The organism is Streptomyces sp. NPDC026522, assembly GCF_055567555.1.
In genome coordinates this window covers 39,087-51,477 of record NZ_JBVHQF010000005.1, presented here as the reverse complement: position 1 = coordinate 51,477, position 12,391 = coordinate 39,087, and the positions used below count along the sequence as shown (strand labels likewise).

At 73.2% G+C, this 12,391-nt stretch carries 11 protein-coding genes; 6 read left to right on the top strand and 5 right to left on the bottom strand.

The genetic code is table 11. The features are described from left to right. Positions 1 to 20: 20 nt before the first annotated feature. Positions 21 to 1,775 (top strand): NAD+ synthase, encoded by a 1,755-nt coding sequence (locus ACZ4M3_RS14315; RefSeq protein ID WP_467732358.1) that lies wholly within the window; start codon positions 21 to 23, stop codon positions 1,773 to 1,775. A 57-nt stretch (positions 1,776 to 1,832) separates the two neighbouring features. Here the strand turns inward: ACZ4M3_RS14315 and ACZ4M3_RS14310 are convergent, their stop codons facing one another. Continuing rightward, positions 1,833 to 2,864, bottom strand: a complete 1,032-nt coding sequence (locus ACZ4M3_RS14310; RefSeq protein WP_467732356.1) for an endonuclease/exonuclease/phosphatase family protein — start codon at positions 2,862 to 2,864, stop codon at positions 1,833 to 1,835. 308 nt (positions 2,865 to 3,172) lie between these two features. Here ACZ4M3_RS14310 and panB point away from each other — a divergent pair, with 308 nt between their 5' ends. The 3 genes from panB (at position 3,173) to ACZ4M3_RS14295 (ending at position 6,041) form a co-directional block, all read left to right on the top strand. Further along, positions 3,173 to 4,033, top strand: a complete 861-nt coding sequence (gene panB, locus ACZ4M3_RS14305) for a 3-methyl-2-oxobutanoate hydroxymethyltransferase (RefSeq protein WP_467732354.1) — start codon at positions 3,173 to 3,175, stop codon at positions 4,031 to 4,033. 131 nt (positions 4,034 to 4,164) lie between these two features. Beyond that, positions 4,165 to 5,190 (top strand): ATP-binding cassette domain-containing protein, encoded by a 1,026-nt coding sequence (locus ACZ4M3_RS14300; protein ID WP_467732352.1) that lies wholly within the window; start codon positions 4,165 to 4,167, stop codon positions 5,188 to 5,190. Then, positions 5,187 to 6,041 (top strand): ABC transporter permease, encoded by an 855-nt coding sequence (locus tag ACZ4M3_RS14295; protein WP_467732350.1) that lies wholly within the window; start codon positions 5,187 to 5,189, stop codon positions 6,039 to 6,041. Before ACZ4M3_RS14300 ends, ACZ4M3_RS14295 begins: the two co-directional genes overlap by 4 nt. 57 nt (positions 6,042 to 6,098) lie before the next feature. Here ACZ4M3_RS14295 and ACZ4M3_RS14290 read toward each other — a convergent pair whose 3' ends face one another. Next, the gene (locus ACZ4M3_RS14290; RefSeq protein WP_467732348.1) at positions 6,099 to 9,425 is read right to left on the bottom strand and encodes an ATP-binding protein; all 3,327 of its coding nucleotides are present in this window, start codon (positions 9,423 to 9,425) and stop codon (positions 6,099 to 6,101) included. Between the two features lie 66 nt (positions 9,426 to 9,491). Between ACZ4M3_RS14290 and ACZ4M3_RS14285 the strand changes: the two genes are divergently transcribed. Continuing rightward, complete coding sequence (locus tag ACZ4M3_RS14285) at positions 9,492 to 10,292, top strand: site-2 protease family protein (protein ID WP_467732346.1); 801 nt, start codon at positions 9,492 to 9,494, stop codon at positions 10,290 to 10,292. Between the two features lie 19 nt (positions 10,293 to 10,311). Here ACZ4M3_RS14285 and ACZ4M3_RS14280 read toward each other — a convergent pair whose 3' ends face one another. Together ACZ4M3_RS14280 and npdG are read right to left on the bottom strand one after the other, a co-directional pair. After that, entirely contained in the window at positions 10,312 to 10,485 is a 174-nt protein-coding gene (locus ACZ4M3_RS14280; RefSeq protein ID WP_467732344.1) for a hypothetical protein, read from the bottom strand. A gap of 119 nt (positions 10,486 to 10,604) precedes the next feature. Continuing rightward, the gene (gene npdG / locus ACZ4M3_RS14275; RefSeq protein ID WP_467732342.1) at positions 10,605 to 11,309 is read right to left on the bottom strand and encodes an NADPH-dependent F420 reductase; all 705 of its coding nucleotides are present in this window, start codon (positions 11,307 to 11,309) and stop codon (positions 10,605 to 10,607) included. 118 nt (positions 11,310 to 11,427) lie between these two features. On the opposite strand from npdG, the gene ACZ4M3_RS14270 reads away from it, so the two are divergent. Then, positions 11,428 to 12,036 (top strand): hypothetical protein, encoded by a 609-nt coding sequence (locus ACZ4M3_RS14270; protein WP_467732340.1) that lies wholly within the window; start codon positions 11,428 to 11,430, stop codon positions 12,034 to 12,036. Positions 12,037 to 12,082: 46 nt separating this feature from the next. Here ACZ4M3_RS14270 and ACZ4M3_RS14265 read toward each other — a convergent pair whose 3' ends face one another. Then, positions 12,083 to 12,340, bottom strand: coding sequence for a hypothetical protein (locus ACZ4M3_RS14265; RefSeq protein WP_467732338.1), 258 nt, complete (start codon positions 12,338 to 12,340; stop codon positions 12,083 to 12,085). Positions 12,341 to 12,391 lie beyond the last annotated feature (51 nt).

Below are 12,391 nucleotides of genomic sequence, written 5' to 3'. Positions count from 1 at the left end.
AAGACGATTAGAGTGGGTCCGTGCCTCAACTACGCCTCGCTCTGAATCAGATCGACTCGCACGTCGGCGACATCGCCGCCAACGCCGACTCGGTCGTCCACTGGACCCGGCACTCCGCCGAGCAGGGCGCCCACCTGGTGGCGTTCCCGGAGATGATGCTGACCGGGTACCCCGTCGAGGACCTCGCCCTGCGCGGTTCCTTCGTCGAGGCCTCCCGCGAGGCGCTGCGCGGCCTCGCGCGGCGCCTCGCCGCCGAGGGCTTCGGCGAGCTGCCCGTCATCGTGGGGTACCTGGACCGCGCCGAGCAGGCCGCGCAGCGACTGGGCCTGCCGCCCGGCTCGCCGGAGAACGCGGCGGCCGTACTGCACCGCGGGGAGGTGGTGCTGCGCTTCGCCAAGCACCACCTGCCCAACTACGGAGTCTTCGACGAGTTCCGGTACTTCGTGCCGGGCACCACCCAGCCGGTGATCCGGGTGCGCGGCGTCGACGTGGCGCTGGCCATCTGCGAGGACCTGTGGCAGGAGGGCGGCCGCGTCCCGGCGACCCGCTCCGCGGGGGCCGGTCTGCTGGTGTCGATCAACGCCTCGCCCTACGAGCGCAACAAGGACGACCTGCGCCTGGAGCTGGTCCGCAAGCGGGCCCAGCAGGCCGGCTGCACGCTGGCGTACCTGGCGATGATCGGCGGCCAGGACGAGCTGGTCTTCGACGGGGACTCGATCGTCGTGGACGGCGACGGCGCGGTCATCGCGCGCGCCCCGCAGTTCTCGGAGGGCTGCGTCCTGGTCGACCTCGACCTGCCCGCCGCCCGGGCGGACGCCCCGGAGGGCGTGGTCGAGGACGGCCTGCGCATCCACCGGGTGGTCCTGTCCGAGGAGCCGGTGGAGCCGTACGAGCCGGTGGTGGCGGGCGGCTACGCCGAGCGCCTGGACGACGACGAGGAGATCTACGACGCGCTGGTGGTGGGCCTGCGCGCGTACGTCAGGAAGAACGGTTTCCGTTCCGTGCTGATCGGGCTGTCCGGCGGCATCGACTCCGCGCTCGTCGCCGCCATCGCCTGCGACGCCATCGGCGCGCAGAACGTGTACGGCGTCTCGATGCCCTCGAAGTACTCCTCGGACCACTCCAAGGGCGACGCGGCCGAGCTGGCGCGGCGCACCGGCCTGAACTTCCGTACGGTGTCGATCGAGCCGATGTTCGACGCGTACATGGGGTCGCTGGGCCTGACCGGCCTGGCCGAGGAGAACCTCCAGTCCCGGCTGCGCGGCACCATGCTGATGGCGCTCTCCAACCAGGAGGGCCACATCGTGCTGGCCCCGGGCAACAAGTCGGAGCTGGCCGTCGGCTACTCGACCCTCTACGGGGACTCCGTCGGCGCCTACGGCCCGATCAAGGACGTCTACAAGACGGTGGTCTTCCGCCTCGCGGAGTACCGCAACCGGGCCGCCGCCGAGCGCGGCGAGACCCCGCCGATCCCGGAGAACTCGATCGTGAAGCCGCCCAGCGCCGAGCTGCGCCCGGGCCAGGTGGACACGGACTCGCTGCCGGACTATCCGGTGCTCGACGCGATCCTGGAGCTGTACGTGGACCGCGACCGCGGGATCGGGGAGATCGTCGCGGCCGGCTACGACCGCGAGCTGGTCGCCAGGATCCTGCGGATGGTGGACACGGCCGAGTACAAGCGCCGCCAGTACCCGCCGGGCACCAAGATCTCCGCGAAGGGCTTCGGCAAGGACCGCCGGCTGCCCATCACGAACGGCTGGCGCGAGCACGCGTAGGGCGGCCGCTACGCGTCCGGTTCCCGCGCCGGGGCCCGGCGCGGGAACCGGACGGGGTTACGGGGCCATCTCGACCCGCGCCGCGATGGGCAGGTGGTCGCTGTCGGTGCGCGGCAGGGTCCAGGAGGCCTTCGGCGTGACGCCCCGCACCAGGATCTGGTCGATCCGGGCCATCGGGAACCCGGCCGGCCAGGTGAACCCGAAGCCGTCGCCCGCCGCGCCCTGCGTGGAGCGCATCTGCGACGTGATCTCCGACAGGGACCGGTCGTTCACGGTGCCGTTGAGGTCGCCGAGCAGCACGACCCGCTTGAGCGGCTCGGCGGCGAGCGCGGCGCCCAGCGCGCCGGCGCTGTTGTCGCGCTGGTTGGCGGTGAACCCGGCGTTCAGCTTGACCCGGACGGACGGCAGGTGGGCGACGAAGGCGGCCAGGTCCCCGTGCGGGGTCTTCACGGTGACGCGCATCGCGCGCGTCCAGCCCATCTTGATGTCGACGGGCCGGCTGGAGGTGAGCGGGTACTTGCTCCAGACGCCGACCGTTCCCTCGACGGCGTGGTACTTGTACGTGGCCTCCAGGGCCTTCTCGTAGGCCGGGACGGCGCCCGCCTTGAGCTCGGTCAGGGCCAGCACGTCGGCCCCGGCCTTCGCGACCGACTCGGCGGTGCCCCGCGGGTCCGGGTTGGCGGCGTCCACGTTGTGGGTGGCGACCGTCAGGTTGCCGCCGGTTCCGGACTTGTCGGTGACCAGGCCGCCGAAGAGGTTCACCCAGACGGCGGCGGTCAGCGCTATCGAGAGCAGCGCGGTCGCCGACTTCCGGACCAGGGCCGCGACCAGCAGCAGCGCGACGGCCAGGCCCAGCCAGGGCAGGAAGGTCTCGGTGAGGCTGCCGAGGTTACCGACGTCGTTCGGCAGCTCCGCATGGAAGATCATCACCAGCGAGACCAGCGCGGCCAGGGCCGCCGTCACGATCCCGCGCCGCCAGATGCCGCGATCCTTGCGCCATTGGGCGATCCGGCGCCGCAGACCGGATCCGGAGGGCCCCGGCTCCGAGCCGCCGCCGTTCCCCGTCTCCGTCATGTACGCCTGTGCCATGTAACTGCCCTCGCTGCCGTGCTTGCGCTCCGTCCCCGCCCCTTGACCCTAGGCGATCGACGCAGCCATCCGTGCCGTCCGTTCCGGCCGTACGACCGGGAGGACGAACAGCTGTCCGCCCGGGGTTCCTGTTGTCACGAAACGCGCACATTCGGTCCGGCGCGAGTGGAGTGCGGCCTGGATCGGACCGGGAGTGTGACGGACCGGTCATCGCACCACTTCCGCCCCGGGCCCGGAGGGTGCCACCATGGTGGGTGAGTCCGGGGACGTCGTCAGGACGCCTCGAGATGACACAAGGAGCAGCAGCAATGACGCATGCCGTTTCGCCTGCCCGCGAAGCTTCCGGCCCCACTCTGTACGGGGGCACGGCCTCCCGCCGCATCACCATCCGCGACCTGGCCCTGGCCAAGGAGCGCGGGGAGAAGTGGCCCATGCTGACGGCGTACGACGCGATGACCGCGTCGGTGTTCGACGAGGCCGGCATCCCGGTCATCCTCGTCGGCGACTCGATGGGCAACTGCCACCTGGGCTACGAGACCACCGTCCCCGTGACGATGGACGAGATGACCCTGCTCTCGGCGGCCGTCGTACGGGGCACCCGCCGCGCCCTGGTCATCGGCGACCTGCCGTTCGGTTCGTACCAGGAAGGCGCCGTGCAGGCGCTGCGGAGCGCGACCCGGCTGGTCAAGGAGGCGGGCGTCGCCGCGGTCAAGCTGGAGGGCGGCGAACGCTCGCTGGCCCAGACCGAGCTCATCGTGCAGTCCGGCATCCCGGTCATGTCCCACCTGGGGCTGACCCCGCAGTCCGTGAACGCCATGGGCTACCGGGTGCAGGGCCGCGGCGACGAGGCCGCGCACCAGCTGCTGCGCGACGCGAAGGCGGCACAGGACGCGGGCGCGTTCGCCGTGGTGCTGGAGCTGGTCCCGGCCGAGCTGGCCGCCGAGGTCACCCGGTCGCTGCACATTCCGACGGTCGGCATCGGCGCGGGCTCGGAGTGCGACGCCCAGGTGCTGGTGTGGACCGACATGATGGGCCTGACCGGGGGGAAGATGCCGAAGTTCGTCAAGCAGTACGCGAACCTCCGCCAGACCATGGGTGACGCGGCGAAGGCCTTCGCCGAGGACGTGATCGGCGGATCGTTCCCGCAGCCGGAACACGCCTTCCACTGAGGTCCGCTCTCGGGAACGCGCCCTCCCGAGGCCTTCTGACGGCCCGTCGGCCACCGTGCCGGCGGGCCGTCGGCCGTCTGTCGGTTCGCCGTCGGTCTCCTGTCGGCGGTTTGTCAGTGGGCGGTGGTCCCATGGTGGACATGACGCGAAACGACAAGAATCCCCTGAACGGCTCGCACGCCGTAGAGGTACGGGGGCTGGTCAAGCACTACGGCGAGACCAAGGCCCTCGACGGCGTGGACCTCGATGTGCGCGAGGGAACCGTCCTCGGGGTCCTCGGGCCCAACGGCGCCGGCAAGACCACCCTGGTCCGCATCCTGTCCACCCTGATCGCCCCGGACGCCGGGACGGCGACGGTCGCCGGTTTCGACGTGGTCCGCCAGCCGCGGCAACTGCGCCGCACCATAGGCCTGACCGGCCAGTACGCCTCGGTCGACGAGAAGCTCTCCGGCTGGGAGAACCTCTACATGATCGGCCGGCTGCTGGACCTGCCCCGCAAGGAGGCCCGGTCCCGCGCCGACGAGCTGCTGGAGCGGTTCTCGCTCACCGAGGCCGCCCGGAAGGCCGCCATGAACTACTCCGGCGGCATGCGCCGCCGGCTCGACCTGGCCGCGTCGATGATCGGCCGCCCGGCCGTCCTGTACTTGGACGAGCCGACCACCGGCCTCGACCCGCGGACCCGCAACGAGGTGTGGGACGAGGTGCAGCGGATGGTCGCGGAGGGCGCGACCGTGCTGCTGACCACCCAGTACATGGAGGAGGCCGAGCAGCTCGCCGACGAGCTGACGGTCATCGACCGGGGCAAGGTCATCGCCAACGGCAAGGTGGACGAGCTGAAGGCCCGGGTCGGCGGCCGCACCCTGCGGATCCGGCCCGTCGCCGCCGCCGACCTGCCGGGCATGGCCCGGGCGTTGGCGGAGGCCGGGCTGGACGGGGTGGCCGGCTCCCAGGCCGTGCCCGACGAGGGCGTGCTGCTGGTGCCGATCCTGAGCGACGAGCAGCTGACCGCGGTGGTCGGGCTGCTGGCCGCCCGGGGCTACCCGATAGCCGACCTCGGCACCTACCTCCCCAGCCTCGACGAGGTGTTCCTTTCCATCACCGGCCAGAAGCCCTCTTCCGAGACCTCCGCCCAGCAGACCGAGGAGGTCGCGGCATGAGCACCGTCACCACGTCCAAGCCCACTCCCGCCGTGGCCGTTCCGGCCGCGCCGGCCGCGGGACCGGCCGGCGAGGGCCGGATCGGCCTGCGGGCCAACCTGCGGCACATCGGCGCCCTGGTGCGCCGCAACACCCTGCAGATCAAGCAGGACCCCGAGTCGATGTTCGACGTCGTGTTCATGCCGATCATCTTCACCCTGCTGTTCGTGTTCGTCTTCGGCGGTGCGATCTCCGGCAAGGGCCAGCAGGAGGCGTACGTCAACTACGTGGTCCCGGGCCTGATGGCGATGATGGGCATGAACATCGCCATGGGCGTCGGCACGGGGGTGAACGACGACTTCAAGAAGGGCGTGATGGACCGCTTCCGGTCGATGCCCATCGCGCGGTCCTCCGTACTGATAGCCAAGATCGTGGTCGAACTCGGCCGCATGATGGTCGCCATCGCGATCCTGCTCGGCGTCGGCTTCGTGCTGGGCCTGTCGATCAAGACCTCGGTGCTGGACCTGCTCCTGTCCATCGGGCTGTCCGCCGTCTTCGGCGCCTCCCTGATGTGGATCTTCATCCTGCTCGGTCTGACCATGAAGACCGCGCAGGCCGTACAGGGCATGGCCATGCTGGTCCTGATGCCGCTCCAGTTCGGCAGCTCGATCTTCGCTCCGCCGTCGACCATGCCGGGCTGGCTGCAGACCTTCACCGATTACAACCCGCTGTCCAACCTGGCCGACGCGGCCCGCGGCCTGATCAACGGCGGCGCGGTCGGCCACCCGGTCTGGGTGACCCTGGCCTGGTCCGTGGCCATCACGCTCGTCACCATGCCGCTCGCGGTGCGCAAGTTCCGCCAGAAGACCTGATCCGGGACCCGGTCCGTTCGGATCGCGTCCCGGACGGACCCCGTACGGGGGGCCGGGTCAGCAGAGGGCGGTGGCCTCCTCCAGGGAGAGGCCGCCGCCTTCGGCGTACGCCGCCTCGAAACCGGCGTCGCCCAGCACCGCCCGCGCCCGCTCCTCGGCGTGGGCGGCGTCGGTGCGTTCGGTGGAGACCGGCATGTGCCCGGGCGGCAGCAGGACCCGGTAGGCCCCGATCAGCCGGGCCGCGTCGTACGCGCGCTCGGGGCCGCCGAGACCGGTGAGGGAGACGGCGGCCGTGATCAGGAACACGGCCGGGATCTGGGGCGCGACCATCCTGGCGAGCGGGTCCTCGGCGGCGCCCATGGCCTGCCGGATCAGCTCCAGCGACTCGCGGTACCTGCCCTCCTGGTTGTCGAGCCAGGCCTGGGTCGCGAGCAGCAGGCAGTCGAAGATCGCGAACGCGCCGGTGGAGAATTCCTCGCGCAGCGCGCGGAGCTGGGCACGGGCCTGGGGGATGCGGCCGGTGCGGCCGTAGATGCCGGCGATGAACATCCGGGCGGCCGGCATGGCTTCGTTGTTGAGCTGGTGGACGTACCCGATGACCTCGTCGAGGATCCGCTCGGCCTCCTCCACCTGGCCGTTCTCGACCAGGGACCCGGCCCGCCGCACCCGCAGGACGGTCACCTGCGCCTGGGCGCCGAGGCGTTCGGCGTAGTCGATGGCGGCGCGGAAGTCCTCGGCGGCCAGGCCGTACTCACCGCGCTTCTCCAGCGATTCGGCGCGGGCCGACAGGGCTTCGGCGCAGCCCCAGGCGTCGCCGAGGTCCCGGAAGACGGCCAGGCTCTCCTCCGCGTCGCGGGCGGCGTCGCCGCTCCAGTCGGCCCGGTTGGCGAGGATGTTGGCGCGCAGCTGGAGGGCGGACGCGTACGCCCAGCGGTCGTCCAGCTCCCGGGAGGTGTCGACGGCGGCGTCCAGGATGGTCCGGAGCAGGTCGGCGTCCCCGTTGATCACGACGGCGTAGATGTAGATCCAGAGGGCGCCGGGGACCTGGCAGGTCTGCGGGAGGCCGGGGCGGTAGACCCGCACGATGGCCTCGATCTGGGACCGGACCTCGGGGCTGCTCCAGTCGCCGCCGGCCTGGTCGCGGGAGGCCAGGGACAACATCCGCACCCCGCGCCAGGCTTCGGTGAGCAGTTCGCCGGTGTAGGGCGGCGGGGAGTCGAGGATCCGTTCCCGGACGGGTTCGGCGGGGGCGGCCGGCGGGGCGAACGGGTCGGGGCCGAGGGCGGCGGCCACACCGGACCAGTGGCGGCTCTCGGCGCGCAGGTCGTGCATGTGCCAGTACCAGATGAGGGAGTGCACCAGGCACAGCACCTCGCCCGTGTCCTTGACGGCGACGGCCCGGCGCAGGGCGGTACGGATGTTCTCGTACTCGGTGGCCAGCCGCTCGCCGGCCTCCCGCTGGCCGTGGCCGCGCAGCACCGGCTCGGTGGTGCGGGCGAGTTCGCGGTAGTGGGTGAGGTGGCGGCGCTCGGTGGCCTCGCGGTCGCCGGGGACCTCGGCGAGGCGCTCGGCCGCGTACTCGGCGACGGTCTCCAGCAGCCGGTAGCGCATGACACCGCCGGGGCCCGGGGCGGCGACGACGAGGGACTTGTCCACGAGGGAGCCGAGGCAGAAGAGCACGTCGGCGCCGTCCCGGGCGGCCCGGCCCCCGCCCGGGCCGGCCGCGCCCGGATCGCCGGCATCTGAGCAGACGGCTTCGGCGGCGGCCAGGTCGCAGCCGCCCGCGAAGACGGACAGCCGCCGCAGCACGGCCCGTTCGGCGGCATCGAGGAGGTCCCAGGACCAGTCCACGACGGCGCGCAGCGTCTGCTGGCGGGGCAGCACGGTACGGGACCCGCTGGTCAGCAGCCGGAACCGGTCGTCCAGCCGGTCGGCGATCTGCCGCGCGGTCAGCAACCGCAGCCGGGCGGCGGCGAGTTCGATGGCGAGCGGCAGTCCGTCGAGGCGGCGGCAGATCTCGGCGGCGGCCTCCGGATCGTCCTCGACGCGGAACCCGGGGCGGGCGGCGGCGCCCCGGTCGGCGAGGAGCCGGAGCGCGACCGGGTCGGGCAGCGGTTCCACCGGGCGCAGGGTCTCCCCCGGCACCCCGAGGGGTTCGCGGCTGGTGGCCAGGATGCGTACGCCGGGGCAGCGGGCGAGGAGTTCCTCGGCGAGGCCGGCGGCGGCCTCGACGACGTGCTCGCAGTTGTCCAGGAGCAGCAGGAGCCGCCGCCGCGCGCAGTGGTCCACGAGCCGTTCGAGCGGGTCGTCGTTGCGGTCGGTCAGCGCCCGCAGTTCCTCGGCGGCGGCGCCGCGCAGCTTGGTCTCGCGGGCCCCGAGGGCGGTGAGGACCACCTCGGGTACGTCCTCGGGGTCGTCCACGGGTGCCAGCTCGACCAGCCACACCCCGTCGGGCCAGCCGTCGGCGGTGCGCGCTTCGGCGGCCTCCTGCGACAGCCGGGTCTTGCCCGCCCCGCCCGGGCCGAGGAGCGTGACGAGGCGGGCGCGGGCGAGGTCGTCGCCGATGGCCCGGATGTCCTCTTCTCGGCCGACGAAGGTGGTGAGCCGGGACCGCAGGTTGCCGCGGACCGGCGGCGGCCCGGGCGCGGCGGCGGGGGCGGGCGGCGCCTCCGCCGCCGGGGCCAGGAGCTCGGCGTGCAGGGCGCGCAGGGCGGGCCCCGGGTCGGTGCCCAGCCGGTCGGCGAGGTCCCGGCGGACCTCGTCGTAGGCGGCCAGCGCCTCCGCCGGCCGGCCCGCGTCGCGCAGGGCGCGGATCCGCAGCGCCTGCGACGGCTCGTCCAGGGGCTGTTCGGCGCACAGTGCGCTCAGCTCGGGCAGGACCCGCTCCGCCTGCCCCAGCGCGAGGGCCGCGGCCAGCCGTCCCCGGCGCGCGTCGGTCCGTACGGCCTCCCAGCGCGTGGACTCGGCCCCGGGGTCGGGCAGGCAGGCCAGCGCCGGTCCGCGCCACAGCGCGAGCGCCTCGTCGTACAGGGCGGCGGCCCGGGCGGGGTCCGGCTCCGCCGCGGCGGAGCCGGCCAGCCGCTCGAAGCGGTACAGGTCGACGTCGTCCCGGTCGGCGGCCAGCAGGTAGCCGCCCTCGGCGGACCGCACGGCCCGGTGTCCGAGCGCCCGCCGCAGCCGCGCCACGAGCGCCTGGAGGGCGGCGACCGCGTCGGCGGGCGGGTCACCGTCCCAGACCTGGTCGACGAGCAGGTCCGTCGGCACCGTGCGGCCGGGCCGCAGCGCCAGCGCGGTCAGGAGGGCGCGCAGGCGCGCTCCGCCGACGGCGGCGGGGGTCCCGTCGTCGCGGACTGCCTGGGCGGTGCCGAGAATCGCGTAACGCACCGGCCCATTGTCGCTGCCCGGGCCCCCGGCCCCGACCGATTTCCGGACCGGGGTAGGTTTCGCCGCATGGGTCACCAGGGGAGCCGCGCCGAGCGGCAGATCAGTTCCGTGTTTCTGGGCATCGTCGCCGTCATGGCCGTCACCGGCTGGGCCGTCTGGACCGGTTACGCGACGAGCGCCGGACTCGCCGTGTTCCTCTTCGTGACCTCGGCGTGGGTGGTCTCCCTGTGCCTGCACGAGTACGCGCACGCCCGCACCGCCCTGCACGGCGGGGACATCACGGTGGGCGCCAAGGGCTACCTGACGCTGAACCCGCTGAAGTACACGCACGCGCTGCTCAGCATCGTGCTGCCGGTGCTCTTCGTGATCCTGGGCGGTCTGGGTCTGCCCGGTGGCGCGGTGTACATCGAGCGGGACCGGATCCGCGGCCGCTGGAAGCACAGCCTGGTCTCGGCGGCGGGCCCGCTCACCAACGTGCTGTTCGCGGTCGTGTGCACGGCGCCGTTCTGGCTGCACGCGCTCGACGGCGTCCCCTTCGTCTTCCGCTTCGCGCTGGCGTTCCTCGCGCTGCTCCAGGTCTCGGCGGCGATCTTGAACTTCCTGCCGGTTCCGGGCCTGGACGGCTACGGGGTCATCGAGCCCTGGCTGTCCCACCGGGTGCGCCGCGAGGTGGCGCCGCTGGCACCGTTCGCCCTGATCGGCGTGTTCGCGCTGCTGTGGATCCCCGGGGTGAACGCGTTCTTCTTCGACCGGGTCGACGACGTCCTGGGCGCGCTGGGCGTGTCCGACCTGGAGACGTACTGCGGCCACGCCCTGTACCGCTTCTGGGAAGAGACGGACGGCTACTGCCAGATCCCGTCGCGGTAGGGGGTCTCCGGCGGGCGGGTCAGGCCCGCTTCTCCGCCTTGGCCTTGCGCAGGTAGTACCAGGCCATGTTGGAGGTGAGCCCGGCCAGCAGGACCCAGACGATCCCGAGGAAGCTGCCCTCCACGAAGGCGACCACGGCCGCGGCCACGGACAGCAGGCAGACGACAACGGCGAACACGGCAAGGCGGGGCATGCGGCAGAGCTCCTCGGCGGCACAGAAGGGGTCGAGCCCCTCCAGTGTCCCCCATCCCCGCCCGCCCGCCGGACGGCCACCGGATCCACGGGGCGGCGGCCGTCGCGGCGGGGCGGCGCTCAGACGTCCGTGACGCGCAGGCCCGCGTGGGCCTTGTAGCGGCGGTTCGTGGAGATGAGGTTGGCGACCAGGGCCTCGACCTGGTGGGCGTTGCGCAGGCGGCCCGCGAAGACGCCGCGCATGCCGGGGACGCGGGCCGTGAGGGCCTGGACCAGGTCGGTGTCGGCGCGGGATTCGCCGAGGACCATCACGTCGGTGTCGATCTCCTCGACCGACTCGTCCTGGAGCAGCACCGCCGAGAGGTGGTGGAAGGCCGCCGTGACCCGGGAGCCGGGGAGCAGCGCCGCGGCCTGCTGGGCGGCGCTGCCCTCGGGGACCTGGAGGGCGTACGCGCCCTGCTTGTCGAAGCCGAGCGGGTTGACGCAGTCCACCACGAGCTTGCCCGCGAGGTCCTCGCGCAGCGCTTCGAGGGTCTTCGCGTGGCCTTCCCACGGCACCGCGACGATCACGATGTCGCTGCGCCGCGCACATTCGGCGTTGTCGGCGCCCTCCACGCCCAGGCCCAGTTCCCCGGCCGCGGCCCGCGCGCGATCGGCGGCGCGGGAACCGATGATCACCTTCTGGCCGGCCCGGGCGAAGCGGTAGGCCAGGCCGCGGCCCTGGTCGCCGGTGCCGCCGAGGACGCCGACGACCAGGCCCGAGACGTCCGGGAGGTCCCAGGGGTCCTTGGCCGGCGGCTTCTGCGTGCTGTCTGAGGAAGTCATGGGGGCAAAGGTACTGCCGAGTACCCCTCGCCATACCCGCCCTACCCGCCGTACCCCGTCGGGACGTATCGCGGGGAAGTGCCCGCCGCGCGTCCACCGGGTGCGACAGGATGCCGCCATGGACGCCGTGAGGGTCGCGTTGTTGCGCGAGGTGCTCGCCGGTACGCAGTGGCCCGGGGCCGCCCGCCGGTTCGCCGGTTCGCTGCGGCGCTCGGTCGTGCCCGCCGGGGGGAACCTGCTGCTGGTGGGCACGGAGGGGTACGAGCCCTGGCACCTGGCGGCGCACCTGGTGGACGAGGCCGCGTGGTCGGGGCTGCCCGAGCTGGCGCCGACCCTCGTACGCCACCGGGTGCGGCCGGGCGAGCCGCCGCACCTGTCGGTCGGGCTGAGCCGGCTCGCGGCGGCCCGGCGCGGGCACACCCTGCTGGTGGTGGCCCCGGAGCAGCCGGGTGCCGGGCTGCTGGAGCGGGTGCACGACGCCCGCCGGGCGGGGGCGACCGTACTCTCCCTGGACGGCGGGGACCCCGATCTGGGCACGCTGGCCCACGAGGCGCTGTCGGTGCCGGACGCCACCGCCGAGCTGGACCTGGACACCGTGCAGCACCTGGTGAGCGCGGCGGCCGGGGAGAACAGCCTGCCGGCCCCCCGCGGCGGTCCGCGCCGGCTGCGGGACCGGCTGGCGCGGCTGGCCGATCAGCTGACCGCGCCGCCGCCCAGCCGCTGGTAGGGCCGCGCGGCCGTGGCCGGCACCGCCGCCACGGCCCCCGGCGCCGCTACGGCGTCTGCGCGTTCCCGTCCGGTCCGCCGGTCCCGTCCGCCTCGCCGTTCTTGTCGTTCCACTTGGGGTCGTTCTGCCACTCCAGGTTCCGCTCCTCGGCGGTCTCCATGGCGTGCGCCGCCTCCTCCGGCGTGGAGTACGGCCCGAACCGGTCCTTGGCCGGGCACTCCGGGCCCTCCTCGACCTTGTGGTGGACCAGGCAGTAGTACCACTCGCCCGGTTTGCCCGTCTGGCGCTTCTTGAACAGGGCCATCGTCAGCCGGCTCCTCTCGTCGCGGCTCTCGCCGCTCTCTGACCGCCATGC

Excerpts from the sequence above, each read along its gene's own strand:
- ACZ4M3_RS14270 (WP_467732340.1), top strand. The coding sequence starts at position 11,428 with ATGGACGCCGTGAGGGTCGCGTTGTTGCGCGAGGTGCTCGCCGGTACG.
- ACZ4M3_RS14300 (WP_467732352.1), top strand. The coding sequence starts at position 4,165 with ATGGTGGACATGACGCGAAACGACAAGAATCCCCTGAACGGCTCGCAC.
- npdG (WP_467732342.1), bottom strand. The coding sequence starts at position 11,309 with ATGACTTCCTCAGACAGCACGCAGAAGCCGCCGGCCAAGGACCCCTGG.
- ACZ4M3_RS14265 (WP_467732338.1), bottom strand. The coding sequence starts at position 12,340 with ATGGCCCTGTTCAAGAAGCGCCAGACGGGCAAACCGGGCGAGTGGTAC.
- ACZ4M3_RS14285 (WP_467732346.1), top strand. The coding sequence starts at position 9,492 with ATGGGTCACCAGGGGAGCCGCGCCGAGCGGCAGATCAGTTCCGTGTTT.
- ACZ4M3_RS14295 (WP_467732350.1), top strand. The coding sequence starts at position 5,187 with ATGAGCACCGTCACCACGTCCAAGCCCACTCCCGCCGTGGCCGTTCCG.
- ACZ4M3_RS14310 (WP_467732356.1), bottom strand. The coding sequence starts at position 2,864 with ATGGCACAGGCGTACATGACGGAGACGGGGAACGGCGGCGGCTCGGAG.
- panB (WP_467732354.1), top strand. The coding sequence starts at position 3,173 with ATGACGCATGCCGTTTCGCCTGCCCGCGAAGCTTCCGGCCCCACTCTG.
- ACZ4M3_RS14280 (WP_467732344.1), bottom strand. The coding sequence starts at position 10,485 with ATGCCCCGCCTTGCCGTGTTCGCCGTTGTCGTCTGCCTGCTGTCCGTG.